Below are 25,026 nucleotides of genomic sequence, written 5' to 3'. Positions count from 1 at the left end.
ACCGCCACCACCAACGAGATGAACCGCAGCATCAGCGAGGCGGCGATGAGCTCCTCGCAGATCGCCTCGAACATCTCCGGCGTCGCCGAGGCCACCCAGCGAACGAGCGGCAACGCCGGCGACGCGCAGCACGCCGCGGAGCGGCTGAACGCGATGTCCACGGACCTTCGCGCGCTGGTGGGGCGGTTCGTCTATTAGCAACCCCGTCTCAGCGATGCCGGTATGTCCGGCGGGCCTTTACGCGGGCGGTGGGGTCGCTGGAGACTGGCCGCCCGAATCGCAGGCAGACAGCGCACCGCGACCAAGGAGCCTCTGATGGCCTCACGCCTGAACCCGTATCTGCACTTCCGCGGAAACGCCAGGGAAGCGCTGGAGTTCTACCGGGACGTGCTCGGCGGCGACCTGCAGCTGATGACGTTCGCCGAGGTCGGCAGCGCGGACGCCACGTTCGCCGACCAGATCATGCACGGCCAGCTGGAGACGCCGAGCGGCTACACGCTGATGGCGTCGGACACGCCGCCCGACATGTCGCACAACCCCGGCGACAACTTCACGATCAGCCTCAGCGGCGGCAACGACGACGGCGACGAGCTACGTGGTTACTTCGAGCGGCTCTCCGAGGGCGGCGCGGTGTACACGCCGCTGGAGAAGCAGGTGTGGGGCGACGAGTTCGGCGCGCTGACCGACCGGTTCGGCATCGCCTGGCTGGTCAACATCGGCGACCCTCGGTCGAGCTAGGACGGATCGTGTTGTACTCGGGCTTGCCATAGTTGGGGCTGCCCGAGTTCGGGCCCGGGAGCCCGAGTGCCCGCGAAGGGGGCGTCCGCGATGTCCGCACGACTCCGCCCGCCGTACCGCGCCGACCACGTCGGCAGCCTGCTCCGCCCGCCGGAGCTGCTGGAAGCCCGCGCCGAGTTTGCGGCCGGCCGGATACCCGCCGACCGCTTACGCGAGGTCGAGGACGACGCGATCCGCACCGTCGTCCGGAAGCAGGAAGAGGTCGGCCTGCAGACCGCCACCGACGGTGAGTTCCGCCGGACGTCGTGGCACATGGACTACATCTACCGACTCGGCGGCGTCCACCGCGCCGAGGAGCAGCTGACCGTGAAGTTCCGCAACGCCGCGGGCGGCTTGGAGTTCACCTCCGCCGCGCTGCGCGTCGACGGACGGATCACGCTGCCCGAGCCGATCTTCGCCGACGACTTCACGTTCGTGAAGGACGAGGCCAGCACGGCGACCGCGAAGCTGACGATCCCGTCGCCGAGCATGGTCCACTACCGCGGCGGCCGGGCGGCGATCGACCCGTCGGTCTACCCGGAGCTGGACGAGTTCTGGGCCGACCTGTCGGCCGCCTACGCCGAGCAGGTGCGCGCGCTCGGGGCGCTGGGCTGCACCTACCTGCAGCTCGACGACACCAGCCTCGCGTACCTCAACGACCCTGCGCAGCGCGAGATGATGGCCGCGCAGGGCGGCGACCCCTTGCATCAGCACGAGCGCTACATCGCGCAGATCAACGCGTCCCTCGCCGGGCGTCCGGACGGCATGGCGGTGACCACCCACATGTGCCGGGGCAACTTCCGGTCGTCGTGGGCCGCCGAGGGCGGGTACGACTTCGTCGCCGAGGCGCTCTTCACCCAGCTGGACGTCGACGGGTTCTTCCTGGAGTACGACGACGAGCGGTCCGGGGACTTCTCGCCGCTGCGGTTCGTCCCGCCCGGCAAGCAGGTGGTGCTCGGCCTGGTGACGACGAAGCGCGGCGTGCTGGAGACCAAGGACGAGCTGAAGCGCCGGATCGACGAGGCGGCCAAATTCGTGCCGCTGGCGCAGCTCTGCCTCTCCCCGCAGTGCGGATTCTCGTCCACGGTGGAGGGCAACACGCTCACCCACGACGAACAGTGGGCGAAGCTCCGGCTGATCGTCGAGGTCGCGTCCGAGGTCTGGGGCTAGAGCAGGTTGATCAACCTCGGGGCGCGCACGATCACGGTGCGCACCTCGATCCCGCTCAGCGCCCGCTGCACCTTCTCGTCGGCGAGGGCGGCCGCCTCGAGCTCGGCGTCGGAGATGTCCGGCGAGACCTCGAGGCGGGCCCGCACCTTCCCGCGCACCTGCACCACCGCGGTCACCGACTCCTCCGCCAGCAGCGCCTCGTCGACCGTGGGCCAGCGGACCTGCGCGACGCTCGGCCGATGGCCCAGCCGCTGCCACATCTCCTCGGCGGTGTAGGGCGCGACGAGACTCAGCAGGAGCGCGATCGCCTCGACGGCCTCCCGCACGGCCGGGTCACTCGCCCCGCAACCCGAGTCGATCGCTCGCCGGACGGTGTTCACCAGCTCCATCAGCCGGGCCACCAGCACGTTGAAGCGGTGAGCCTCGATCAGTTGCGCCGCCGCGTGCAGCGTCCGGGCGGTGGCCCGGCGCACGGCGACGTCCCCGCCGCCCGGGTCGGTCCCCGGTGCGCTCGACACGTCGCCGCTCAACCGCCAGGCCCGCTGCAGGAAGCGCACCGAGCCGCCCGGGGACACGTCGGCCCAGTCGATGTCGTCCTCGGGCGGTCCGGCGAACACCATCGTGAGGCGCACGGCGTCCACGCCGTAGGTCGCGAGTTGCTCACCCAGGTCGACTCCGTTCCCCAGCGACTTGCTCATCTTCCGGCCGCCGTTGAGCACGAAGCCCTGGTTGAGCTGCGCGGCGAACGGCTCGTCGGCCTCGACCAGGCCCATGTCGTGGAGCACCTTCGTGAAGAACCGGGCGTACAGCAGGTGCAGCACCGCGTGCTCGACGCCGCCCACGTAGATGTCCGCCGGCATCCACCGGTTCACCAGCTCCGGGTCGAAGACACGCTGGTCCTCCCGCGGGGAGCAGTAGCGCAGGAAGTACCAGGACGAGTCGACGAAGGTGTCCATCGTGTCGGTGTCGCGTTCGGCCGGGCCGCCACACGTCGGGCAAGAGGTCTCGACCCAGTCGCGCGCCGCGCCGAGCGGCGACGTGCCTCTGGGCCTCAGGTCCGCGCCGCGGAGGTCGGGCAGCTCCACCGGCAGCTGCTCCTCCGGTACGGCTACCTCGCCGCACTTCCCGCAATGGACGATCGGGATCGGCGTACCCCAGTACCGCTGCCTGCTCAGCAACCAGTCGCGCAGGCGGAAGTTGACGGCGCCGCGCCCCGTTCCGTCGGACTCCAGCCGTTCGATGATCGTGCGGATTCCGGTCGCCCTGTCCGCGATGCCGTTCAGCGGCTCGGAGTTCAGGTACGTGCCGTCACCCGTGGTGGCCTCGAAGGTCTCCTCCCCGGTGTCCACGACTCGGCGTACCGGCAGGCCCATCGCCCGGGCGAAGTCCAGATCGGGCTGGCTGTGCGCGGGCACACCCATGATCGCGCCGGTGCCGTAGTCGGCCAGGACGTAGTCGCCGGCCCACACCGGGATCCGCTCGCCGTTGACCGGATTGGTCGCGGTGATCCCGAGATCGACACCGCTCTTCGGCCGCTCGGTCGAGAGCCGGTCGATGTCGGAGGCCTTGCGGACCTCGACCAGGTAATCCTCCAGTGCTCGCCGCTGCGCGGGCGCGACGATCTCGCCGGCCAGCGGAGCGTCGGGGGCGACGACCAGGAACGTGGCACCGTAGAGGGTGTCCGGCCGGGTCGTGTAGACCTCGACGTCGCGTTCGCCGATGCGGAAGGTGACGTACGCGCCCTCCGAGCGTCCGATCCAGTTGCGCTGTGCGGTGACGACGCGGTCCGGCCAGGTCGCCTCCAGCTCGTCGAGCGAGCGCAGCAGCCGCTCCGCGTAGGCGGTGATCCGGAAGTACCACTGGGTCAGTGCGCGCTTGGTGACCTCGGCGCCGCAGCGTTCGCACCGCCCGTTGATCACCTGCTCGTTCGCGAGCACGGTCTGATCCCGCGGGCACCAGTTGACCGGCGAGTTCTTCCGGTACGCCAGGCCACGTTCCCGGAACTTCAGGAACAGCCACTGGGTCCACCGGTAGTACGCGGGATCGCTGGTGTGCAGCCGCCGCGACCAGTCGAAGGAGATCGCGTACTTCTTGAACGACTCCACCTGCTTCTGGATGTTCGCGTAGGTGTAGGTCGCCGGGTGTTCGCCGGTGCGGATCGCCGCGTTCTCCGCGGGCAGCCCGAAGGAGTCCCAGCCGATCGGATTCATCACCTCGTAGCCACGCATCCGCCGGTAGCGGGCGATCACGTCGTGCAACGCGGTCACCTCGGCATGACCCATGTGCAGGTCGCCGGAGGGGTAGGTGAACATCGTGAGCGCGTAGTACTTCGGCCTGGTCCCGGACGCCACGACGTGGTCGTCGGCGCGGAAGAGGTCGAGGTCCTCCCACACCGGTAGCCACTTGGCCTCGGTGGCATGGACGTCGTAGGTCTCGATCGGCTGCTGGTCGCCCACGGGCGCTCCCGCTCGACTCGCGCTGCTCCGGAGGTCCAACGTACTCAAACCGGGCGGCCGTCCGCAGGCTCGTTTCCGCTCCGGGTCAGCGGCGAGTGGTGGCCGGCAGCAGCGGGCCGAGGGTTCCGGCCCGCAGCGACCCCTCCCACGTACCGGCGGTACTGACGACGTCGTCGAGGGCGCGAGCGGCGAGGTACCGGTCGAGCCGGGGGCGGCCGCCGGCGCTCCGCCAGTCGGCGAGTACCGGCGCGGCCAGCGCGACCGCGAGCGGTGCCCGCAGCCGGGGGACGGCGACGGCGGCGGGGACGAGCACCGGCCACCAGACCCGCCCGATCGCGCGGGCCAAGCCCATCGCGGTGACCGGCAAGCCGCTCGCGACCAGGCGGGACGCCTCCGGAACCGGATCGGGCACCACCGGCTTCAACTGCCGGGCCAGCAGGCCGACCGCGACGGCCGTGGCCGCGGCAGCCGCCACCGGGCGGCGCAACGCCAGCAGCCCACACGCCGCCGCGAGCGGCGGGCTCACCCGCGCGGCCGGCAGCGCACCGGGGTGACGACGCTCCAGCAGGCCGATCGACCGCGCGTACAGCCGCCGCCGCGCGACGAACGGGCGCAGCCGGGTCCGGTGCTCGTGCCCGATCGTCACCGACGGTACGTAGTGGACGTTCCATCCGCCGTCCACCAGGCGCCACTCGAAGTCGACGTCCTCCCCGATCGGCAATGCCTCGTCGAATCGGCCGCCGATCGACCCGACCGCCTCCATCCGCACCACCAGCGTCGCGGTCGGTACGTAGGGCACCATCGCGCCGGGCCGCACCAGTCCTGGTGACGGTCCCATGTCGAGCGGCGAGTGCGCGGCCTCGTACTCGCCGAGCCAGCCGGCCGGCGCGTCGGCGGACTCGTAGCCGACCACTCGGGGCGCGACCGCGGCCACCGTCGGGTCGGCGAAGTACGGACGCAGCGCGTGCAGCCACCCGTCCGGCGCCACGACGTCGGAATCGACCAGGGCCGCGAACGGCGTCGTCACCGCGGCCAGGCCGGTGTTGCGGGCCGCCGACGGGCCGCGCCGCTCGGCGTGGCGCACCAGCCGGGCGCAGAAGCGCGCCGCGACGTCCGCGATGCCTGCGCTGGCCGGCGATCCGTCGTCGACCACGATCACGGGTGCGTCCGGTGCGGTGCGCCGGAGCGCGGTCAGGCAGCGGGTCAGCTCGGTGGTCCGCGCGTACGTCGGCACGACGATCGTGACGTCGTCGACCCGGTCCCCCGGATCCCACACCGGATGGGCCATCCCGGCGTCGAGCAGCCGGCGGGCGAGCTTGCGTTCCGCGGTGCCCGCCCCGAGCGGTGCTCCCGCTTCCCACGACCGGATCAGCGCGGCACCGGCCTCGGCGACGCGCAGCAGCCGGCCCGGTGAGCCGCCGAGCAGCGTGCGGCCGTCCGGGCTGATCCGGAGTGCGGTGTCCAGACTCAGACGGATACCGGCCGGCGGCAGACCGGTCACCGCGGCCCCTCGTGGCCCGCGAAGCCGACCGACAGCTCGGCGATCGCCCGGTCGAGCAGCGGCTCCAGCTCGGCGCCGGGGTCGCGGAGCCAGTCGGTGTACGCGGCGACCGCGCAGCCCAGCGACGCGTGCGCGACCAACTGCGGCAGCAGGGCGGTGGCCGCTCCGCCGACGCGAGCGGCGACGAACTCGGCGATGACGTCGCGCCAGCCGGCGAAGCGCAACGTCGAGTGCGCGATCAGCGTCGGTACGCCGAGGATCAGGGCCATCCGCCGTCGGTGCAGCGCGACGTGAGCGGCGTCGACCTGGTTGAACGCGACGACCGCCTCCCGGAGCGCGGCCATCATCGGAACTTCCGGAGGCGTCGCGGCGAGCCGGTCCCGCAGACGCGCCAGCTCGGTGTCGAAATCACCCCAGACAAGATCATTTTTCGACGTGTAGTAGCGGAAGAACGTGCGCCGACTGATCCCCGCGGTCGCGGCGATGTCGTCGATCGTCGTCTCGTCGAATCCCCGGGTAGTGAAGAGCTCCAGCCCGATCCGCTCCAGCTCGTCGTGTGACGTCGCCGGTGGACGGCCCATCCGCGCAGGCCCCGTCCCGGCCGACGGGGTAGGCGCGTTCGTCATCGGCTCTTCCTTTCTGCATCGAGTGTCATTAGTGTGACCGGTGTTCCTGAGTGACGCCCGTCGCATTTGCGGCGAACTCCCCATCAGCGCAAAGGAGCTTTTCATGCCTGTCGAGGTACTTGCCGCGCAGACCGCCGCCGAGACCGAGTCGGTTGCCACCGCTGAGACCGTTGACCTGGTCGAGGAGGACTTGCTGGTGGAGGACGTGTCGATCGACGGGATGTGCGGCGTCTACTGAGTACGCCGTCGTGACCGCGCTGCCTGTGAGCGCTGCCCAGCCGGCAGCCGGGCCGGGGTTCGACCTGGACCGCGCCTGGGGGATCCACCCCCAGGTCGCGGTCCGGCCCGAGCCGTTCGGGGCCCTTCTCTACCACTTCGGCACCCGCCGGCTCTCGTTCCTGAAAGATCCCACCCTCCTCGCGGTGGTGCAGGCCTTGCCGGAGCACCCTTCGGCACGCGCCGCCCTCGCCGCGTCCGGAGCCGACGCGGCCGCCCAACGGCGGCTCGCGCGGGCGCTGGCCACGCTGGCGGCCACCGACATGATCACCGAACGGACGGAGGCCTCCTCGTGACTGCGCCCCCCGGACACCTCCTTCGCTCCGCTCCTCGGTCGCTAGGGCTCCCTGCGATGCTCACTCCGGAGGCGTCCTCATGAGCAGCACGACGGGTAACCGGCTGATCGACCACTTCAAGCTCGGCCTCGACGCCCCGATCTGCCTCACCTGGGAACTCACGTACGCGTGCAACCTGTCCTGCGTCCACTGCCTGTCGAGCTCCGGACGCCGTGACCCGCGCGAGCTGACCACCGCCGAGGCCAAGGCCGTCATCGACGAGCTGGAGCGGATGCAGGTCTTCTACGTGAACATCGGCGGTGGCGAGCCCACCGTCCGGTCGGACTTCTGGGAGCTCGTGGACTACGCGACCGCCCACAAGGTCGGCGTAAAGTTCTCCACCAACGGCGTCAAGATCACCCCCGAGGTCGCCGAGCGGCTGGCCGCCAGCGACTACGTCGACGTCCAGATCTCGCTCGACGGTGCGACCGCCGAGGTCAACGACCACGTGCGCGGACCCGGCTCGTACGCCACGGCCATCCGCGCGATGGAGAACCTGAAGGCCGCCGGCTTCACCGGTTTCAAGCTGAGCGTCGTGTGCACCCGGCAGAACGTCGGCCAGCTCGACGAGTTCAAGGCGATCGCCGACCGCTACGGAGCCCAGCTGCGGCTGACCCGGCTGCGGCCGTCCGGGCGCGGTGCGGACGTCTGGGACGAGCTGCACCTGCTGCCGCACCAGCAGCGGGAGCTCTACGACTGGCTGGTCGCGCACGGCGAGTCGGTGCTGACCGGCGACTCGTTCTTCCACCTGGCCGCGTTCGGCGACGCCCTGCCCGGCTTGAACCTGTGCGGCGCGGGCCGGGTCGTCTGCCTGATCGACCCGGTCGGCGACGTCTACGCCTGCCCGTTCGCGATCCACGAGAACTTCCTCGCCGGATCGGTGCGCGACGAAGGCGGCTTCACCGGCGTCTGGCGGACGTCCGAGCTGTTCCAGGAGCTGCGGCAGCCGCAGACCGGCGGCGCCTGCCAGTCCTGCCAGCACTACGACTCGTGTCAGGGCGGCTGCATGGCGGCGAAGTTCTTCACCGGGCTCCCGCTGGACGGTCCGGACCCGGAGTGCGTGCAGGGCTACGGCGAGACCGCGCTCGCCACGGTCGTCGCGGGCAGTGCCCCGAAGCCGTCGCTCGACCACTCGCACCGCACCGAGCGGAAGCCGCGCAAGTCGGGAGGCCCGGTGGCGCTCACGCTCACCCGCCGCAAGCCGGCGAGTGAGTGCAACGAGAGCCCGCTCGCCGGGTTCGAGCTGGTCAGCCAGCCTTCTGGCTCCGGGTGTGCCTCCGGCGCGTGCGGCTGCTGACCCGACCATGGTCTCCCTGACGGACCCGGTGCGACTCGCCGGTGCGATCCCCCCGTCCCGGGTCGTGTTCGGTCCACACGAGACCAACCTGGCCCGGGGCCGGGCGCTCGCCGACCGTGCGGTCGCGTACTACGCGGAGCGCGCGGCCGGAGGCACCGGCGTCCTGGTCACCGAGATCGCCTCGGTGACCGAGGACGACTGGCCGTACGAGCGGGCGCCGCTGGCGGCCGAGTGCGGGCCGGGCTGGGCCGCGATCGCGGACGCCTGCCGCCGCTACGGCACCGTCGTCTTAGCGGGACTGGGCCACGCGGGCCTCCAAGGGTCGAGCGCGTACTCGCAGCAGGTGCTGTGGGCGCCGTCCTCGGTGGCCGACGTGGTCACCAGGGAACAGCCGGCCGCGATGGAACAGCCCCAGATCGACGCCGTCGTGGCCGCGTTCGGTGCCGCCGCGGCGGCCGCGGTCGACGCCGGTCTGGCCGGTGTCGAGCTGAACGCCGGAGCGAACTCGCTGCTGCGTCAGTTCCTCTCCGGCCTGACCAACCAGCGGCTCGACCGGTACGGAACCGACCGCTCCCGCTTCCTGCGGGACGTGATCGCCGCGGTCCGGGCCGCCGTCGGGCCGGACCGAGTGCTCGCACTGCGCCTGTCCTGCGACGAGGACGCGCCCTGGGCAGGCCTCACCCCGGTGGAGGCCGCGGCCGTCGTGGACGCCGTCGCCGGCAGCCTCGACCTGCTCACGGTCGTCCGGGCCGGGCACTACTCGTCGGCGCGGTACCGGCCGACCGCCCGCACCGCGCCCACCTTCAACCGAGACCTCTGCCGGACGATGCGCACCGCGGCGGCCGGCCGGGTGCCGGTCGTCCTGCAGGGCAGCGTCGTGGATCCGGCCGCCGCCCAGCGCGCACTGGACGAGGGCGTCGCGGACCTGGTGGAGATGACGCGCGCCCAGATCGCCGAGCCCCGGCTCGTCACGCTCGTCCGCGGCGGCGCCGCGGACCGCGTCCGGCCCTGTGTGCTGTGCAACCAGGCCTGCCAGGTGCGAGACGTCCGCAACCCGCTGGTGAGCTGCGTGGCGGAGCCGCGCGCCGGACACGAGACGGTCGAACCCGAGGTCGCCGCGGCCGCGACCGGCACCAGCGAGGTGCTGGTGGTCGGCGGCGGGCCGGCCGGGCTGGAGGCGGCCCGGGTGCTGGCGCTGCGCGGACACCGGGTGCGGCTGGCCGAGCGGTCGGCTCGGCTCGGCGGAGCGCTGCGAACCGCCGCCCACGGGCCGGGGCGGGAGCGGCTGCGTCTGCTGGTCGAGTGGCTGGAGGCCGAGTGCCGCCGGCTCGGCGTCGACATCCGGCTCGACACCGACGTGGACCTGACCGCGCTCGGCGCGGAGCAGCACGTCGTGCTCGCCGTCGGGTCGCGGTCGGCGACGGGCGATCGGGCCGCGGCCTGGCGCGAGGCCGCGCGCGCCGAAAGCGACCCGGACACGGCGTCGGCCGGCGAGCCGGTGGTGCTCGACGTCCTGGAGGTGCTCGCCGGGAGTGCGGTGGTGCCACCGGGTGCGGTGGTGCTCGACGACCCGATCGGGGGACCGGTGGCGGTGGCGCTCGCGGAGTACCTCGCGGACGCCGGCCACCGGGTGCACGTGGTCACGCCGGACCCGGTGCTCGGCGCCCGCACCCCCGAGCTGGCCGACGCGAACTTCCGCCTCGAAGCGCTCGGCGTCCACCGTGAGCTGCGCACCCGCATCCGGAGCGTGGCCGCGGGTGCGGTCGTGCTGGAGCACGTCTGGACCGGTGCGCGGCGCAGGGTCGCCTGCGCCGCGATCGTCGACTGTGGCCACCGCCTGCCCGACGACACGGCCGGCGTTCCCGACCTGCCACGGGCCGGGGACTGCGTCGCACCTCGGACCGCGCTGGAGGCGGTCCTCGACGGTCGCCGCGCGGCGTTGGCGGTCGACGGCGGACCGGCGAAACCCTTACGCGTGGGGCCCGAGACCCCGCGAAGTGCACAACGACGTGGCCGGCCCCGGGCACTCCGGAGCCGGCCGCAACCTACCGAGGAAGCGCGCCGATGACCACAGAAACCGCCCCCGACGTGGTCGCCGCCCGGGGAAGAGTGGGTGCCCGTCTGGTCGGGCGGGAACGGGAGCTGGACCTGGTGCTGGCCGCGGTCGCCGCCGGCCGGGACCTCGTCCTGGAGGGCCCGCCCGGGACCAGCAAGACGACGATGCTCACCGCGATCACGGCGGAGTGGGGCATCCCGCTGCTGTTCGTCGAGGGCAACGCCGACCTGACCCCGGCCAAGCTGGTCGGGCACCACAACCCGGCGCGAGTCCTCAAGGAGGACTACAGCGAGGACAACTTCGTCGCCGGCCCGCTGACCGAGGCGATGCGGTCCGGCGGGTTCCTCTACATCGAGGAGTTCAACCGGGCCCCCGACGACACGCTCAACACGCTGCTCACCGCGATGGCCGACCGCCGGCTGTCGATCCCGCGGGTGGGGACGGTCGAGGCGCTGCCGACGTTCCGGATCATCGCGTCGATGAACCCGTACGACAACGTGGGCACCACCCGGCTGAGCTCCAGCGTTCACGACCGGCTCTGCCGGCTCGCGGTCGACTACCAGGACGACGAGGCGGAGCGCGGCATCGTCGCCCTGCGCACCGGCCTGCCCGGCACCCTCGACTCGACACTGGGCGCGTCGCTCGTCGCCGACGCGGTTGCGGTCACCCGGACGACCCGTGAGCACCCAGACGTCCGCCAGGGCAGCAGCGTGCGCGGCGCGATCGACCTGGCGCTGGTCGCCGTGCAGCTCGGGACGTTGCGCGGGCTCCGGGTGGACGAGGAGGTGACCCGCGGGTCGGCCGAGCCCTACGCCGTGCTCGTGCTGGACGCGATGCTCGTGGCGCTCTCCGGGCGCATCCACCTTGACGAGGCCGTCGACACCACAGCCGAGCGGGTGTTGAAGGAGATCTGGGAGGACCGGTTCATCCTCCAGCCGTCGGCGGCGCAGCCCGGTTGAAGAGCGGTCGACGCCGACTCGCCGGTGCAGCGGGACCGTCGCGCGAACGGCCGTGGGAAGCCGCTGAAGCGCAAGCCGAAGCAGCTGTCCGAGGATCCCACCGAGTACCAGCCGAGCCGGTCGTCGAACGGCTCCGGGACGGTGCTGACCGGACGCGGTAAGCCGAAGAAGGGCGGCCCGCAGCTGCCCGGCAGCGTCGCGCCCGGCGTCACCGACGAGGACGCCGACCTGGTGACGCTTGAGCCGAACGAGAACGGGCCGGATCCGGCCGTCCGCGCGCGGGCGCGGGAGATCGCGGCCCGGCTCTCGCTGCGGCGGCCGCGCCGCGACCGGCGTCAGCACCGCGGCGTCGGGAACATCGCGTCGCTGCCCTACCGGGACGGCTCCGCCGACCTGGATCTGGATCGCACGATCGAGGCGCTGATCGGAAACCCCGACGAGGTGGACGACGAGTCCGGCGTCGACCGGCGGATCGTCGTGCGCGAACGCGTGCAGACCCGGCGGTCGGTCGTGCTCGTCGTCGACGTCTCTGGCTCGATGAAGGGTGAGCGGATCCGGACGGCGGCGGCGACCGTCGGCGCGGTCGCCGGTGAGCTGGCCGACGACGACCTGGCCGTGATCGCGTTCTGGTCGGACGCGGCGGTGCTGCACCGGATCGGCGCCCCCGCCCGCCCGGCGGAGCTGCTCGACCTGCTGCTCTCGGTACCGGCGCGCGGGCTGACCAACGTCGGCTTCCCGTTGACGCTCGCCGCCCGCGAGCTGGCCCGGGTACCGGCGCGGGACGCCCGGGTGCTGCTGCTCTCGGACTGCGTGCACAACGCCGGGCCGGATCCGCGTCCGCTCGCCGCCCGCCTGCCCCGGCTGGACGTGCTGCTCGACATCGGGACACCGCCGGGGGAGCACGACCTGGACCTGGGACGGGATCTGGCACACGCCGGACGTGGGCGGCTCCGTCCGATTTACTCGCACCGGGACGTCGCGCCCGCTCTGACGTCCCTGTTTTAGCTCGGTAGTTACACAGCGCCAGTTAACTGAGCCCAGGGAGCCGCACATGCCGATCATCGTCGCCACCGTCCTGCCCAAGACCGAGCACCGGGACGAGGTCAAGGAGGCCCTGCTGGCGGCCGCCCCCGCCGTCCACCAGGAGAAGGGCTGCCACCTCTACGCGATGCACGAGGCCGCCGACCGGTTCGTCGTGATCGAGAGCTGGGAGTCGCTGGAGGACATGGGCGCCCACGCGCAGGGCGAGGCGTTCACGGCGATGGGCAAGGCGCTGGACGGCAAGCTGTCCGCGCCGCTGGACATCGTCGTGCTCGAGGCATTGCCGGCCGGCGACCCGGCGAAGGGCGCCCTCCCGGCGTGACCTCGCTGTTCACCCCGTTGCGGCTGGGTCGCCTGACCCTCCGCAACCGGGTGGTGTTCTCCGCCCATCTGACGAACTTCGCGGAGGACGGGCTGCCCAGCGCCCGGCACGTCGAGTACTACCGGGAGCGGGCGGCCGGCGGCGCCGGGCTGGTGATCACCGAGGAACACACGGTCCACCCGTCCGACCAGCCGTACGAGAAGATGATCCGCGGGTACGACCCGGCCGTGGTGCCGCGGTACCGGGCGCTGACCGCCGCCGTGCACGCGCACGGGACGCCGATCCTCGCGCAGCTCAACCACAACGGCGGGCAGGCGTCCGGGATGTACACGCGACGACCGGTACTGGCGCCGAGCCCGGTGCCGGACGCGCTCTTCCGCGAGGTTCCGCTCGCTCTCGACACCGCCGGGATCACGGAGATCGTCGCGGGGTACGCGACGACCGCTCGGCACTGCGTCGACGGCGGGTTCGACGGCGTCGAGCTGCAGGCGTCGCACTCGTCGCTGATCCGCGGCTTCCTCTCCCGGGCCACGAACCGGCGGACCGACGACTACGGCGTCGACCGGTCCCGATTCCTGCGCGAGGTCATCGCCGCGGTCCGCGCGGCGATCGGCCCCGACGCCGTGCTCGGCGTCCGCCTCGGCGGTGACGAGATGATCGACGACGGCGTGACGCTGGACGAGGGGGTGGCCACCGCCCGGACGGTCGACGCCACCGGCGCGGTCGACTACCTGAACACGTCGATCGGGCTGGCCACCGAGACGCTGTTCCTCATCCAGGCGAGCATGCGGGTGCCCCCGCGGTACGCGCTGCACGTCCCGGCGGCGATGCGCGCGGCCGTGTCCGTGCCGGTGATCGGCGTCGGCCGGTTCAAGCATCCGGCGCAGGCGGAGAAGGCACTGGACGCCGGGTACGCCGACCTGATCGGCGTGGTGCGTGGGCAGATCGCCGACCCCTCGTTCGCGGCGAAGGCCGCGGCAGGACGGGCGGACGAGATCCGCACCTGCCTGTCCTGCAACCAGGAGTGCGTCGGCCGGGTCGGGTTCAACCGGTGGATCGGGTGCGTGGTCAACCCGGTCGTGCTCGCTTCCCCCATGCGGCGGTCACTGCGGGTAGCGGTGGTGGGAGGGGGCCCTGGCGGGCTGCGGGCGGCGGTGACCGCGGCCGAACGCGGCCACCGGGTGACGCTCTACGAGCGGTCCGCGCAGCTCGGTGGGCAAGTGCCGCTGGCCGCGCGGGTACCGAGCCGGGCGGAGTTCGCGGAGCTCACCCGGTCGCTCGCGCTGGCGGCTGCCCGGGCTGGGGTGTCCGTGCGCGCTGGCGTGACGGCGACCCCCGCGCTGCTGGCCGGATCCGAGGCCGTCGTGCTCGCGACTGGCGCGCGGCCGGTGCGGCCCTCCTGGGCCCGCTCGTCCCGGGTGGTCGACGTCCGGCAGGTGCTGTCCGGGCGCGTCGAGCCGTACGGGGACGTGCTGGTCCACGACGAACTCGGGTTCCACCAGGCGACATCGGTGGCGGAGCTGCTCGCCGATCGGGGGTGCACGGTCGAGATCGCGACGCCCGGGATGATCGTCGGGCAGGACCTCGGGGTGACGCTCGATCTGGAGCTCTGGACGATCGCGGCGGAGGCGCGCGGGATCCGGCAGACGCCGGACGTCACGGTGGCCACGGCGGAGGACTCGGCGGGCCGCGTCCGAGTGGTACTTGCGCACCACCCGACCGGGACGCAGGCGGTGCGGACCGTGGACTGGGTCGTGTCGGTGGTCCACCCGGAGCCGGAGGACGCACTCTGGCACGCGCTGCGCGGCGCGCCGTTCCCGGTCCACCGGGTGGGGGACTGCCTCGCGCCGCGGCGGGCGGACGCCGCGGTGCTCGAGGGTGAGCGCGTGGCGATGTCCCTGTGAGCGTGGGGCCGCTGTGAACCTTTCCCGGGCTTCGGTAGTGCTGTGTGCGGGCAGCGGCTTGCTCGGGGCCGACCCCCGGGCGGTGTGCACTCGACTGACGGACGTGGCGCACGCACTGGGTGGGGAGGTCGGCGCGACCCGGGCGGTGGTCGACGCCGGGTGGCTCGGCCGGGACCGCCTGATCGGCGCGACCGGCGTTCCGATCGCCCCCGTGCTCTACGTCGGGTTCGGCGTGTCCGGGGCGGTGTGGCACGAGCGGGGCCGGCCGGTGCACGTCGTCAGCGTGAACACCGATCCGGCGGCGCCGCTCGCGGACGCCGCGGACCTGATGCTCCGTACCGACGCGGCGGCGCTCGTCGACGAGTTGGCGTTGCGGCTGCCGGGCCGTCACCCGGACGTCGAGCGGCGGATCGCGGCAGCCGACCCGGACCCTGGCCACCGTCCGGCGGGTGGGGCCGTGCCGGGCGTGAATCTGGTCGTACCGGTCGGGACGCCGCACGAACGGCTGCGGATGCTGACCGGGGTACCGTCCGGGCCGGTACGGCCCGTCCCGCCGCTCGCCGCCGCGCCCGCCGCCGACGTGCTGGTCGCCTTTCTGATCGAGCGGGGTTACCTGGGAGGATCGCGCGCATGAGCGAGCTGGCCGACGCCACCTGGCCGGAGATCTCCGGCGACCGCGTGCTCGCGATCCCGGTGGGGTCGACCGAGCAGCACGGCCCGCACCTCCCGTTCTCCACCGACACGGACGAGCGGGTCGCGCTCGCCCGTGCGCTGGCGGCGCGCCGCGACGACGTGCTGGTCGCGCCGGCGATGCCGTACGGGTCGTCCGGTGAGCACCAGGCGTTCCCCGGGACGCTGTCGATCGGTCCGGACGCGATCGAGCGGGTGCTGGTCGAGCTCGGGCGATCCGCCTCGGAGACGTTCGGCCGGATCCTGCTCATCTCCGGTCACGGCGGCAACGCGATCCCGGTCAACCGGGCGGTCCGGCGGCTGCGGAGCGAGGGGCGCGACGCGCTGGCTTGGGCGCCGCGCTGGCGCGGTGACGCGCACGCCGGACGCACCGAGACGTCCGTCCAGCTCGCGCTGGATCCGGGGCGGGTGCGGCTGGACCGGGCCGAGGCAGGCAACACCGCTCCGCTCGCCGAGCTGCTGCCGGTGATGCGGGAGCGAGGGCTGCGGCCCGTGACCGCGAACGGGATCCTCGGCGACCCGGCCGGGGCGAACGCCGACGACGGCGCCCGGCTGCTCGCGGAGGCCACCCACGACCTGGCCACCACCGTCGCCCGCTGGCTCGGCGAAGACGCCTGAGGCGCGACCGGAACGCACACCGTCCGAGCGTTGTGCGTTCGGGCCGCCCGTAGCCGGCCGTTTCGCACAGCGCTCGGGTTCCTCCGGCGATCGGCGCAACCATTCGGGCGGGGGCGTCGTACTTGGTGGGCGACGGAAGGAGTTGCCCGTGCGCGGGAAACCGGAAGCCTTCGCCGGCCTGGACGCGTTCGTCGCGGAGCGCGGCGACGCACTGCTGGCCACGGCGATCCTCCTGGCCGGCGGCAGGGACGCCGGCCAGGACCTGCTCCAGGCTGCGATCGAGCGGCTGATGCGACGGTGGAACCGGATCGACGGAGACCCCGAGGGGTACGTCCGCCGCATCCTCTACCACCTGGCGGTCGATACCTGGCGCCGGCGGAGCAGACGACCCGAGGTCCTCACCAGCCTGGACGCCCGCACGGTGCCCGACGTCACCGCGACCCTGGACCTCCGGGACGCGCTGATCCGCGCGCTGGCGCTGCTGCCACCGAAGCAGCGCGCGGTGCTCGTCCTGCGGTACTGGGAGCACCTCACCGAGGCCGAGGCTGCCGACCGGCTGGGGTGCTCGATCGGCACGGTCAAGTCCACCACCTCCCGCGGGTTGGCCCGTCTGCGCGAGCTCACCGCCGACTGGGCCGTCGACGACCGCACCACGAACGGAGCGCGAGCATGAGCACCGAGCTGGAAGAGCACCTCACCGCGGCGATGCGCACCCACGTCGCCGACGCTCGGCTGACCACCGACGTCGTCGCCGCGGCCGCACGCGCGAACTCCCGTCGCCGGTCGGTCCGGCGCGGCGCCACCGCGCTGGGCGGCCTCACGCTGGCGGCTGCGGTGGCCGGCGTCGTGGCGGTGAGCGGAACCCCGACGACGTCCGCGCCGCCGACCGCGCCGACCGAACAGACCGCGCTGAAGCCCGCCCGCTACGTCGCCACCGAGGTCAGCGAGGCGATCACCCGCAGCGAGGACAAGATCGAGCACTCGACGCAGCGCTACTCGTACCAGGGAAAGACGTCGTCGGGCGAGGACTGGCGGGACGGCGTCACCGGGGACGTCCGCCGGATCGACGTCCTGGAGAACGGTACGAAGCTCGAGTACGCGATGAAACACGACGGTGACCGGGTGACGACCACGACGGTCGACCACTCCGCGCGGACGTGGTTCCGCGACACCTACGCGGCGAACGACGAGGACAAGGGCGAGGTGCAGGTGCCCCGGACTGCCGATGAGATCAAGGCAGCCCTGGAGAAGCAGACGACGCTCGCGGTTCTCGGCAAGGAGACGCTCGACGGCACGGAGACGCTGCATCTGAAGCTCTCCGGCGACTTGGCGATCCCCAAGGAGCACGGGAAGTACGAGCTGTGGGTGAACGCCGAGACGTACGAGCTCGTGCGGGTCGTCGCGCACAAGCGTCCGAACCCCAACGCGGAGCCGGCGGTCGCGCAGTGGGACTACACCTACCTGTCCCGGACGGAGGAGAACCTGGCCCGGTTCACGCTGACGCCCCCGCCGGGCTACACCGAGCAGGCGCCGAAACCGAGCAAGAAGAAGCCGCAGGGCTGACCCGGAGCGGGGCCGCGGCGGAGGTGACCGCCGCGGCCCGCGCTGTCAGAGATCGGCGACCGGCTGCGCGAACTGGGCGTTGTAGAGGCGGGTGTAGGCGCCGTCGGCGGTGAGTAGTTCGGTGTGGGTGCCTTGTTCGACGATGCGGCCGTCTTCCATGACGAGGATGAGGTCGGCGTCGCGGATGGTGGAGAGGCGGTGGGCGATGACGAAGCTGGTGCGGCCTTGTCGGAGGGTGTTCATCGCGCGTTGGATGAGGAGTTCGGTGCGGGTGTCGACGGAGCTGGTGGCTTCGTCGAGGATGAGGATGGCGGGTTCGGCGAGGAAGGCGCGGGCGATCGTGATGAGCTGGCGTTCGCCGGCGCTGACGCTGCTGCCTTCTTCGTCGAGGACGGTGTCGTAGCCCTCGGGCAGGGTGCGCACGAAGTGGTCGACGTGGGTGGCGACCGCGGCGGTTTCGATGTCGGCTTGGGTGACGTCGCGGCGGGCGCCGTAGGCGATGTTCTCGGCGATGCTGCCGCCGAAGAGCCAGGCGTCTTGGAGGACCATGCCGGTGGCGGCGCGGAGGTCGGCGCGGGTCATGGTGGCGATGTCGACGCCGTCGAGCGTGATGCGTCCGCCGGTGACTTCGTAGAAGCGCATGAGGAGGTTGACGAGGGTGGTTTTGCCAGCGCCGGTGGGGCCGACGATCGCCACGGTCTGACCCGGGTCGACGGCGAGCGACAGGTCCTCGATGAGGGGCTTGTCCGGGGCGTAGCGGAACGACACGTGGTCGAACTCGACCCGGCCGCGGATCCGCTCCGGCCGCGCCGGCGTCGTCGGGTCCGGGTCCTGCTCGTGCGCGTCCAGCAGCGCGAACACCCGCTCGGCCGACGCGACGCCGGACTGCAGCAGGTTGGCCATGCTCGCCACCTGGGTGAGCGGCTGACTGAACTGGCGGGAGTACTGGATGAACGCCTGCACCTCGCCGAGCGTCAGCGCCCCGGACGCCACCCGCAGTGCGCCGACCACCGCCACCAGCACGTAGTTGACGTTGCCGATGAACATCATCGCCGGCTGGATCAGCCCGGAGATGAACTGTGCCCGGTAGCTGGACTGGAACAGCGCCTCGTTCTGCGCCGCGAACACCTCCCGGGCCTCCTCCTGGCGGCCGAACGTCTTCACCAGCGCGTGCCCGGTGAACATCTCCTCGACGTGGCCGTTGAGACGCCCGGTCGTCGCCCACTGCCCGACGAACTGCGGGCGGGCCTTGCGTCCGATCCGGCCCGCGACGAACGTCGACACCGGGATCGTGACCAGCGCGATCAGTGCCAGCAGCGGCGAGATCCAGAACATCAGGCTCAGCACGCCGACGATCGTGAACAGCGAGATGATGATCTGGCTGAGCGTCTGCTGGAGCGTCTGCGCCAGGTTGTCGATGTCGTTGGTGACCCGGGAGAGGATCTCGCCCCGCGGCTGCCGGTCGAAGTAGTTGAGGGGCAGCCGCGCCAGCTTGGCCTGCGTCTGCTCCCGCATCCGGTAGACGACCCGCTGGACGATCGTCGTCGTCACGCGGCCCTGGAGCAGCGCGAACACCGAGGCCGCCAAGTAGATGGCGAGGACGATCAGCAGCACCCGGCCGACCGCGTCGAAGTCGATGCCCTGTCCGGGTACGACGTCGAGGTGGCTGATCAGTTCGGCCGTCGTGTCGTCGCCCTGGGCGCGCAGGGTCTCCACCGCCTGCGCCTTGGTGGCGCCGTCCGGCAGGTCGCGTCCGAGCACGCCGGCCAGCACCAGGTCGGTGGCGTCGCCGAGGATCTTCGGCCCGGTCACCGACAGCGCCACGCTGGCCGCCGCGAGCAGCAGCCCCAGCGCCATCAGCGGCCGCTCCGGTCGCAGCGTGGCCAGCAGGCGGCGTCCGGAGGACTTGAAGTCGAGGGCCTTCTCACCGGGGCCGCTCATGAAGCGGGCCGGGCCCGGGCCGGGCGGTCCGCCCGGGCCGCGCGCGGCGGTCGGCCGCTCGCCGACCGCGGTGGCGACGGCGGCTCCGTCGGAGTCGGCGTCCGCAGCGGGGCGTGCCGGGCCGGTCATGCCGCGGCCTCCTGCTCGGTCAGCTGGGACAGGACGATCTCGCGGTAGGTGTCGTTGGTGTCCATGAGTTCCGCGTGGGTTCCGGAGCCGACGACGCGGCCCTGGTCGAGGACGACGATCCGGTCGGCGGTACGGATCGTGCTGACGCGCTGGGCGACGATGACGACGGTGGCGTCGGCGGTCTCCCGGATCAGCGCGGCGCGCAGGGCGGCGTCGGTGGCGTAGTCGAGGGCGGAGAACGAGTCGTCGAACAGGTAGATTTCGGGTTTCCGCACGAGTGCACGGGCGATCGCGAGTCGCTGCCGCTGGCCGCCGGACACGTTGGTGCCGCCCTGCGCGATCCGGGTGTCCAACCCGTCGGGCAGCCCGCGGACGAACGCCGCCGCCTGGGCGATCTCCAGCGCGTGCCAGAGCTGGTCGTCGCTGGCGTCCGGGTTGCCGTAGCGCAGGTTCGACGCGATCGTGCCGGTGAACAGGTACGGACGCTGTGGCACCAGCGCGATCAGCCGGGCCAGGTCCACCGGATCGAGTTCCCGGACGTCCACGCCGTCGACCAGCACCGCGCCGTCGGTGACGTCGGACAGCCGGGGGATCAGGTTGAGCAGCGTGGTCTTCCCGCTGCCGGTGCTGCCGATGATCGCGGTGACCTCGCCCGGATTGGCCACCAGGTCGACGTCGCACAGGACCGGTTGCTCGGCACCGGGGAAGCGGAACGAGGCGCCGCGTATCTCCAGCCGGCCGTGGACGTCCGGCAGCGACGCCGGTCGCTCCGGCGGGACCACGCTGGTGTCGGTGCCGAGGACCTCCTGAATGCGCTCGGCGCTCACCTGGGCGCGCGGCGCCATCATGAACATGAACGTGGCCATCATGACCGACATCAGGGTCTGCATCAGATAGCTGAGGAACGCGGTCAGCGCGCCGATCTGCATGGCGCCCGAGTCGATCCGGTGCCCACCGAACCAGACCACCGCCACGCTGGAGACGTTCACGACCGCCATCACGGCCGGGAACATCACCGACAGCAGCCGACCCACGCGCACCGACACGTCGTAGAGCTCGTCGTTGGACCGGGCGAAGCGCTGCCGCTCGTACCGTTCCCGGACGAACGCCCGGATGACGCGGGCACCGCCGATCTGCTCCCGGAGCACCCGGTTGATGTCGTCGAGTTTCGCCTGCATGAGCCGGAACTGCGGCCCCAAGCGGGCGATCAGTACCCCGATGATCGCCACCAGGACCGGGAGCGCGACCAGCAGGATCGACGCCAGCGGAACGTCCAGGCGGAGCGCGAGCAGGAGGCTGCCCACGCACATCACCGGAGCCGCGATGACCATCGTCAGCGTCATCACGACCAGCATCTGCACCTGCTGGACGTCGTTGGTGATCCGGGTGATCAGCGACGGGGTACCGAACGTGCCGACCTCGCGGGCGGAGAACGACTGCACCCGGTCGAACAGGGCGGCCCGGACGTCCCGGCCGAGGGCCATCGCGACCTTCGCCCCGACGTACACCGCGCCGATCGCGCAGACGATCTGCCCGAGGCTGACCGCCAGCATCACGCCGCCGGTCCGCACGATGTAGTCGGTGTCCCCGGTCACCACACCGCGGTCGATGATGTCGGCGTTGAGTGTCGGCAGGTAGAGCATCGCCAGCGTCTGGAGCAGTTGCAGCAGGACGACCACGGCGAGCGGCCGCCGATAAGGGCGCAGATGCGCCCGCAACAGGGTGATCAGCACTGGTGACCCTCTCGGAACGGGTGGTGCGGGGCCGACAGGCTCGCCTCGAGGGCACGGGCGGCGGGAGCCGCCCGTTCGAGTGCGGCGCGCAAGAAGTCAGTGAACGGCACGTCGCCGTCGTCGCGTAGCCAATATTCGCCCGCCACGCGGGCGGCGGTCGCGTACGCACCGCCGACGACGCGGGCGGCGAGCGAGTCGCACCCCGTTCGCTCGGCGATGATCTCGGCGAGCGTGAACTCGGTCGCCACCGAGTGCCGGAGGTACTCGGCCCGCATCGCCGGCGTTGCGGCGACCAGGCGGATCATCGCCTTGTCGGCGTCGTTCCGGCCGCGCACCTCCAGGATTGCGGCCCCCAGCGCCTGGTCCAGTGGCTCGTCCGCGGGCCGGTTCCGGAGAGCGGAGGTGAGCTTCTCCGCCCAGCGCAGGCGCTGCGCGCAGATCGCCTCCTCCCGGCTGGAGAAGTAGTTGTTGAACGTCCGCGGCGAGACGCCCGCCGCCGCGGCGATGTCGTCGACCCGGACGTTGTCGGGGCCGACCTTCAGGGCGAGCCGCCACGCCGCATCGGCGATCGCCTCGCGGGTGGCCTGCTTCTTGCGCTGGCGCCAGGTCACCAGCCCGGACGGGTGCTCTTCGAGCGTGACGTACGTCGGCTCGTCGTCGGACATGGCGTCACCGTAGACGGCTCCTTGCGGACCACGCAATTTTTCGGACCCCGCAAGGGTTGCCGTGGTCCGGATCACATCGACGCGGGAATTGAGTCGAGGCGACTCAGGTTTCCTGACATGTGGCCGGTCGAACCGAGACCGTGCCGGAGAAACTCAGGGGAGAGACATCATGAGCATCACTCTCTGGACGCGTCGGGACCCGTTCGCTGAGTTCGACGCGCTGGTTCGCCGCTCGTTCGGTCCGGTCGCCACGCGGCCGGTCGGCGACCGCCGGGCGGCCACGTTCACGCCCGCCGCCGAGGTGACCCGCGACGGCGACGACGCGGTCGTCCGCCTCGAGGTGCCGGGCGTCGACGTCGAGAAGGACGTCGCCGTGGAGGTCGCCGACGGACAGCTGGTCGTCCGTGGTGAACGCAGGAACGAGCGCACCGAGGAGCGCGACGGTCGTGCCTTCAGCGAGGTCCGCTACGGCTCGTTCCGTCGCAGCTTCGGCCTGCCGGAGCACCTGACCGCCGACGCCGTCACCGCGTCCTACGACGCCGGCGTGCTGAGCGTCCGGGTGGCCGGTGCGTACGCGGTCCCGGCCGAGGCGCAGCCGCGTCGGATCGCCATCACGACCGGTGCCGGCGCGCCGGCCGTCGAGGCCTCGGCGGAGGCGCGGGACGCCGCCGCCGAGCAGAAAACGGNCGAGGGCCGGGCCCGTTCGGGGCCCGGCCCTCGCCGGTTCGATGACCCGTCGAGAACGGGAAAATTCGGGAGTTGCGTCGTTCCGCTTCGCTGTGTGACCCCACGACCGCGCTCCGGTGCGATATCACTGTTTGGGGAAGCGTTCAGCGTCCTCAGGCGACGAAACGGGTCACATTGTTATGACGACGAAGCGGCGCGGCAAGAGCCGCGAGATCGCCCGGTCGGCGATCTCCGTGCTCAGCGAACACGGTGTCCGGAACGCCCGGCTCGCTGACATCGGCGCGGGTCTCGGAATGACCGGCGCGCACCTCCTCTACTACTTCGAGAGCAAGACCGACCTGTTCATGGCCGCGTTACGGATCGTCGAATCCGACCTCCGGGAGCGGGCGGTCGCCGCCTTCTCCGAGCTGGCCACGGCGCAGGAGCGGTGGCGCTGGCTGGTCGACGCCGCCGCGCCGAGCGGACTGCGCGACAGCAACCTGATGATGTGGCTGGAGGCGTGGTCGGAGGCGGTCCACGACCCGGCGGTGCACAAGCTCATCAGCGAGCTGGAGGCCGGCTGGCAAGGGCTGGTGCGCGAGGTGCTGGAGTACGGTGTCGCGACCGGCGAGCTGGAACCCGACCTCGACGTCGACACGTTCGTCGAGGGCTTCTCCGCGCTGCTCGACGGGCTGACGATCCGCGCGGTGGTCGGGTACCGACCCGTCGACAAGGGACGGATCGTCGAAATCTGCAACCAGTTCGCCGCATCCCAGCTGCGGTGGAACACGCCGGCGGCGGTGTAGACCGGGACGCTGCCGCCGCGGGCGTTACCGCTCCGCGGCGAGCCGCACCCCGAGGCCGATGAACAGGCCACCGGTGGCGACGTCGATCCGGCGCCGGGCCGCCCGGCGGGCGCGCAGCCATCCGCCGATCCGTCCGGCGAGGACACCGACGGAGCCGTCGACGAGGAACTCGATCACGATCAGGATCACGCCGAGGATCACGAACTGCAGCCAGACCCGGCCCAGCGAAGGGTTGATGAACTGGGGCAGGAACGCGATCGTGAACGTCACCATCTTCGGGTTGAGCAGGTTCGTGGCCAGGCCGTTGAGGTACGCCCGCCGTCCGGACATCGTGCCGCCGCCGTCCGGGAGATCCGCCGTGCTGCCCTTGCGCGCCCGGATGATCTGGACGCCGAGGTAGATGAGGTAGATCCCGCCGACGACCCGGACCACGGTGAACGCCACCGGCGCCGCGGCGAACAGCGCGGTCAGCCCGACGGCGGCCAGCGTGACGTGGACCGCCTCGCTGGTCGCGACGCCCGCGGTGGCGAGCAGCCCCGCGCGTGGACCGCCGCGCATGCCGCAGCCGAGGACGAACAGCATGTCGGGGCCGGGCGTGATCATCGCGACGATCGTCGTGAGGGTGAACAGAGCGAGCAAGTGCGGATCGATCGGCATGGCCGGATCGTGACATTCGGGCGCCGATCCCGCGCCCGAAATACGTCCGGCGGGGTTAGTCCACCACGGGGCTGCGGCGTTCGATCAGGACGACGTCTCGCCACGCGCCGTAGTGGCGTCCGATCCGCTCTCGGGTCCCGACCACCCGGAACCCGCAGGCGACGTGAAGGGCGAGGCTCGCGGTGTTCTCCGGGAACACCGCCGACTGGATCGTCCAGATACCGGCCTTCTCGGTCGAGGCGATCAGCGCGTCGAGCAGCGTCCGGCCGACGCCGCGCCCCCGGGCGTCCGGATGCACGTAGACGGAGTGCTCGACGACACCGGCGTAGACCGGGCGTCCGGACACCGGGCTGCACGCCACCCAGCCGAGCAGCGAACCGTCGGCGTCGAGCGCCACGAACCGGTGCTCGGGCAGGCGGGCCGCGTCGAACGCCGCCCAATCCGGCACCTCGGTCTCGAACGTCGCCTGGCGGGTCCCGATGCCGAGCCGGTAGACGTCCAGCACCGGCGAGGCGTGCTCGTCCCGCATCGTCACGATCTGCATGGACCGAACGCTACGGCGCGGGCGGCGAGCCGCGCGCGTCCCGGCCCGGAGCGGGTCGTGAACCTATTCGCGCGCCGGCCCGTGTGAGCGTGGGATCACCCAGCATGAGGGGCCATCGTGACCGTCCTGAGCCTTCCGCACGGCGCCTTCGCTACGGACCGCGCCGACCGCGCACACCGTGCCGACCGCCGCGTCAATCTGCGAACCGCCCCATTCCTGGACGGTTCGTTACCACAGCACCACTGTGGAAATGCCTTCGAGCGGCCGGACGGTGGGGTGCCCTACAGTCAGGGG

23 protein-coding genes and 3 pseudogenes are annotated in these 25,026 nt (G+C 72.0%); 18 read left to right on the top strand and 8 right to left on the bottom strand.

What is annotated here, in order from left to right:
• The 3 genes and pseudogenes from ABEB28_RS33960 to ABEB28_RS33950 form a co-directional block, all read left to right on the top strand.
• A pseudogene (locus tag ABEB28_RS33960) lies at positions 1-198 on the top strand (methyl-accepting chemotaxis protein); the annotation flags it as partial.
• Between the two features lie 117 nt (positions 199-315).
• Positions 316-738, top strand: coding sequence for a VOC family protein (locus ABEB28_RS33955; protein WP_345732351.1), 423 nt, complete (start codon positions 316-318; stop codon positions 736-738).
• A 90-nt stretch (positions 739-828) separates the two neighbouring features.
• Positions 829-1,947 carry a 5-methyltetrahydropteroyltriglutamate--homocysteine S-methyltransferase gene (locus tag ABEB28_RS33950; protein WP_345732350.1) on the top strand — a complete coding sequence of 373 codons (1,119 nt, stop codon included), beginning with the start codon at positions 829-831 and terminating at the stop codon, positions 1,945-1,947.
• On the opposite strand, the gene leuS is transcribed toward ABEB28_RS33950, so the two are convergent.
• From leuS to mftR, 3 genes are read right to left on the bottom strand one after another with little or no spacing between them, the layout of a single operon-like run.
• Positions 1,944-4,442: a leucine--tRNA ligase gene (gene leuS / locus ABEB28_RS33945; protein WP_376982090.1), complete on the bottom strand. Its 2,499-nt coding sequence runs from the start codon at positions 4,440-4,442 to the stop codon at positions 1,944-1,946. The genes ABEB28_RS33950 and leuS overlap by 4 nt on opposite strands.
• A gap of 46 nt (positions 4,443-4,488) precedes the next feature.
• Positions 4,489-5,904 (bottom strand): mycofactocin biosynthesis glycosyltransferase MftF, encoded by a 1,416-nt coding sequence (gene mftF, locus ABEB28_RS33940; protein WP_345732348.1) that lies wholly within the window; start codon positions 5,902-5,904, stop codon positions 4,489-4,491.
• Positions 5,901-6,530, bottom strand: a complete 630-nt coding sequence (gene mftR, locus ABEB28_RS33935) for a mycofactocin system transcriptional regulator (protein ID WP_345732347.1) — start codon at positions 6,528-6,530, stop codon at positions 5,901-5,903. The genes mftF and mftR overlap by 4 nt, the downstream gene beginning before the upstream one ends.
• A 103-nt stretch (positions 6,531-6,633) precedes the next feature.
• Between mftR and mftA the strand changes: the two genes are divergently transcribed.
• The 12 genes from mftA to ABEB28_RS33875 all read left to right on the top strand — a co-directional run bounded on the left by mftA (position 6,634) and on the right by ABEB28_RS33875 (position 17,591).
• Positions 6,634-6,768 (top strand): mycofactocin precursor MftA, encoded by a 135-nt coding sequence (mftA, locus tag ABEB28_RS33930; protein ID WP_345732346.1) that lies wholly within the window; start codon positions 6,634-6,636, stop codon positions 6,766-6,768.
• Positions 6,769-6,787: 19 nt separating this feature from the next.
• Entirely contained in the window at positions 6,788-7,102 is a 315-nt protein-coding gene (mftB, locus tag ABEB28_RS33925; RefSeq protein WP_376981897.1) for a mycofactocin biosynthesis chaperone MftB, read from the top strand.
• A 79-nt stretch (positions 7,103-7,181) separates the two neighbouring features.
• Positions 7,182-8,438 (top strand): mycofactocin radical SAM maturase, encoded by a 1,257-nt coding sequence (gene mftC, locus ABEB28_RS33920; protein WP_345732344.1) that lies wholly within the window; start codon positions 7,182-7,184, stop codon positions 8,436-8,438.
• A gap of 7 nt (positions 8,439-8,445) precedes the next feature.
• A complete protein-coding gene (locus tag ABEB28_RS33915) occupies positions 8,446-10,506 on the top strand; it encodes a mycofactocin system FadH/OYE family oxidoreductase 1 (protein WP_345732343.1) in 2,061 nt (686 codons plus the stop codon).
• Positions 10,503-11,453, top strand: coding sequence for an AAA family ATPase (locus ABEB28_RS33910; RefSeq protein ID WP_345732342.1), 951 nt, complete (start codon positions 10,503-10,505; stop codon positions 11,451-11,453). Before ABEB28_RS33915 ends, ABEB28_RS33910 begins: the two co-directional genes overlap by 4 nt.
• Positions 11,454-11,477: 24 nt before the next feature.
• Positions 11,478-12,458, top strand: a complete 981-nt coding sequence (locus tag ABEB28_RS33905; protein ID WP_345732341.1) for a vWA domain-containing protein — start codon at positions 11,478-11,480, stop codon at positions 12,456-12,458.
• A gap of 46 nt (positions 12,459-12,504) precedes the next feature.
• Positions 12,505-12,816 (top strand): putative quinol monooxygenase, encoded by a 312-nt coding sequence (locus ABEB28_RS33900; RefSeq protein WP_345732340.1) that lies wholly within the window; start codon positions 12,505-12,507, stop codon positions 12,814-12,816.
• Positions 12,813-14,720 (top strand): mycofactocin system FadH/OYE family oxidoreductase 2, encoded by a 1,908-nt coding sequence (locus tag ABEB28_RS33895; protein ID WP_345732339.1) that lies wholly within the window; start codon positions 12,813-12,815, stop codon positions 14,718-14,720. The genes ABEB28_RS33900 and ABEB28_RS33895 overlap by 4 nt, the downstream gene beginning before the upstream one ends.
• Positions 14,695-15,354, top strand: coding sequence for an FAD-binding protein (locus ABEB28_RS33890; protein WP_345732338.1), 660 nt, complete (start codon positions 14,695-14,697; stop codon positions 15,352-15,354). The genes ABEB28_RS33895 and ABEB28_RS33890 overlap by 26 nt, the downstream gene beginning before the upstream one ends.
• Positions 15,351-16,028 (top strand): mycofactocin biosynthesis peptidyl-dipeptidase MftE, encoded by a 678-nt coding sequence (gene mftE, locus ABEB28_RS33885; RefSeq protein WP_345732337.1) that lies wholly within the window; start codon positions 15,351-15,353, stop codon positions 16,026-16,028. Before ABEB28_RS33890 ends, mftE begins: the two co-directional genes overlap by 4 nt.
• A 148-nt stretch (positions 16,029-16,176) precedes the next feature.
• Positions 16,177-16,701 carry a SigE family RNA polymerase sigma factor gene (locus ABEB28_RS33880; protein ID WP_345732336.1) on the top strand — a complete coding sequence of 175 codons (525 nt, stop codon included), beginning with the start codon at positions 16,177-16,179 and terminating at the stop codon, positions 16,699-16,701.
• On the top strand, positions 16,698-17,591 hold the full coding sequence (locus ABEB28_RS33875; RefSeq protein ID WP_345732335.1) for a hypothetical protein: 894 nt from the start codon (positions 16,698-16,700) through the stop codon (positions 17,589-17,591). The genes ABEB28_RS33880 and ABEB28_RS33875 overlap by 4 nt, the downstream gene beginning before the upstream one ends.
• Positions 17,592-17,636: 45 nt before the next feature.
• Here ABEB28_RS33875 and ABEB28_RS33870 read toward each other — a convergent pair whose 3' ends face one another.
• The 3 genes from ABEB28_RS33870 to ABEB28_RS33860 are packed head-to-tail and all read right to left on the bottom strand — an operon-like array spanning position 17,637 to position 22,059.
• Complete coding sequence (locus ABEB28_RS33870; protein ID WP_345732334.1) at positions 17,637-19,661, bottom strand: ABC transporter ATP-binding protein; 2,025 nt, start codon at positions 19,659-19,661, stop codon at positions 17,637-17,639.
• A complete protein-coding gene (locus tag ABEB28_RS33865) occupies positions 19,658-21,394 on the bottom strand; it encodes an ABC transporter ATP-binding protein (protein ID WP_345732333.1) in 1,737 nt (578 codons plus the stop codon). Before ABEB28_RS33865 ends, ABEB28_RS33870 begins: the two co-directional genes overlap by 4 nt.
• Positions 21,388-22,059: a TetR/AcrR family transcriptional regulator gene (locus ABEB28_RS33860; protein ID WP_345732332.1), complete on the bottom strand. Its 672-nt coding sequence runs from the start codon at positions 22,057-22,059 to the stop codon at positions 21,388-21,390. Before ABEB28_RS33860 ends, ABEB28_RS33865 begins: the two co-directional genes overlap by 7 nt.
• A 169-nt stretch (positions 22,060-22,228) precedes the next feature.
• On the opposite strand from ABEB28_RS33860, the pseudogene ABEB28_RS33855 reads away from it, so the two are divergent.
• The 3 genes and pseudogenes from ABEB28_RS33855 to ABEB28_RS33850 form a co-directional block, all read left to right on the top strand.
• A pseudogene (locus tag ABEB28_RS33855) lies at positions 22,229-22,678 on the top strand (Hsp20/alpha crystallin family protein); the annotation flags it as partial.
• 247 nt (positions 22,679-22,925) lie between these two features.
• Positions 22,926-23,036, top strand: a pseudogene (locus tag ABEB28_RS43255) (hypothetical protein); the annotation flags it as partial.
• 3 nt (positions 23,037-23,039) lie between these two features.
• A complete protein-coding gene (locus ABEB28_RS33850) occupies positions 23,040-23,531 on the top strand; it encodes a TetR family transcriptional regulator C-terminal domain-containing protein (RefSeq protein ID WP_345732331.1) in 492 nt (163 codons plus the stop codon).
• A gap of 24 nt (positions 23,532-23,555) precedes the next feature.
• Here ABEB28_RS33850 and ABEB28_RS33845 read toward each other — a convergent pair whose 3' ends face one another.
• Together ABEB28_RS33845 and ABEB28_RS33840 are read right to left on the bottom strand one after the other, a co-directional pair.
• Entirely contained in the window at positions 23,556-24,188 is a 633-nt protein-coding gene (locus ABEB28_RS33845; protein WP_345732330.1) for a LysE family translocator, read from the bottom strand.
• A 55-nt stretch (positions 24,189-24,243) separates the two neighbouring features.
• A complete protein-coding gene (locus ABEB28_RS33840) occupies positions 24,244-24,732 on the bottom strand; it encodes a GNAT family N-acetyltransferase (protein ID WP_345732329.1) in 489 nt (162 codons plus the stop codon).
• Positions 24,733-25,026: the final 294 nt, after the last annotated feature.

Source organism: Cryptosporangium minutisporangium (assembly GCF_039536245.1).
Lineage (GTDB): Bacteria > Actinomycetota > Actinomycetes > Mycobacteriales > Cryptosporangiaceae > Cryptosporangium > Cryptosporangium minutisporangium.
The sequence above is the reverse complement of the archived record's forward strand: the minus strand, read 5'-3'. Positions and strand labels throughout refer to the sequence as shown.

Excerpts from the sequence above, each read along its gene's own strand:
- ABEB28_RS33955 (WP_345732351.1), top strand. The coding sequence starts at position 316 with ATGGCCTCACGCCTGAACCCGTATCTGCACTTCCGCGGAAACGCCAGG.
- ABEB28_RS33950 (WP_345732350.1), top strand. The coding sequence starts at position 829 with ATGTCCGCACGACTCCGCCCGCCGTACCGCGCCGACCACGTCGGCAGC.
- mftR (WP_345732347.1), bottom strand. The coding sequence starts at position 6,530 with ATGACGAACGCGCCTACCCCGTCGGCCGGGACGGGGCCTGCGCGGATG.
- mftA (WP_345732346.1), top strand. The coding sequence starts at position 6,634 with ATGCCTGTCGAGGTACTTGCCGCGCAGACCGCCGCCGAGACCGAGTCG.
- mftC (WP_345732344.1), top strand. The coding sequence starts at position 7,182 with ATGAGCAGCACGACGGGTAACCGGCTGATCGACCACTTCAAGCTCGGC.
- ABEB28_RS33915 (WP_345732343.1), top strand. The coding sequence starts at position 8,446 with ATGGTCTCCCTGACGGACCCGGTGCGACTCGCCGGTGCGATCCCCCCG.
- ABEB28_RS33910 (WP_345732342.1), top strand. The coding sequence starts at position 10,503 with ATGACCACAGAAACCGCCCCCGACGTGGTCGCCGCCCGGGGAAGAGTG.
- ABEB28_RS33900 (WP_345732340.1), top strand. The coding sequence starts at position 12,505 with ATGCCGATCATCGTCGCCACCGTCCTGCCCAAGACCGAGCACCGGGAC.
- mftE (WP_345732337.1), top strand. The coding sequence starts at position 15,351 with ATGAGCGAGCTGGCCGACGCCACCTGGCCGGAGATCTCCGGCGACCGC.
- ABEB28_RS33875 (WP_345732335.1), top strand. The coding sequence starts at position 16,698 with ATGAGCACCGAGCTGGAAGAGCACCTCACCGCGGCGATGCGCACCCAC.
- ABEB28_RS33870 (WP_345732334.1), bottom strand. The coding sequence starts at position 19,661 with ATGACCGGCCCGGCACGCCCCGCTGCGGACGCCGACTCCGACGGAGCC.
- ABEB28_RS33860 (WP_345732332.1), bottom strand. The coding sequence starts at position 22,059 with ATGTCCGACGACGAGCCGACGTACGTCACGCTCGAAGAGCACCCGTCC.
- ABEB28_RS33850 (WP_345732331.1), top strand. The coding sequence starts at position 23,040 with ATGACCGGCGCGCACCTCCTCTACTACTTCGAGAGCAAGACCGACCTG.
- ABEB28_RS33845 (WP_345732330.1), bottom strand. The coding sequence starts at position 24,188 with ATGCCGATCGATCCGCACTTGCTCGCTCTGTTCACCCTCACGACGATC.
- ABEB28_RS33840 (WP_345732329.1), bottom strand. The coding sequence starts at position 24,732 with ATGCAGATCGTGACGATGCGGGACGAGCACGCCTCGCCGGTGCTGGAC.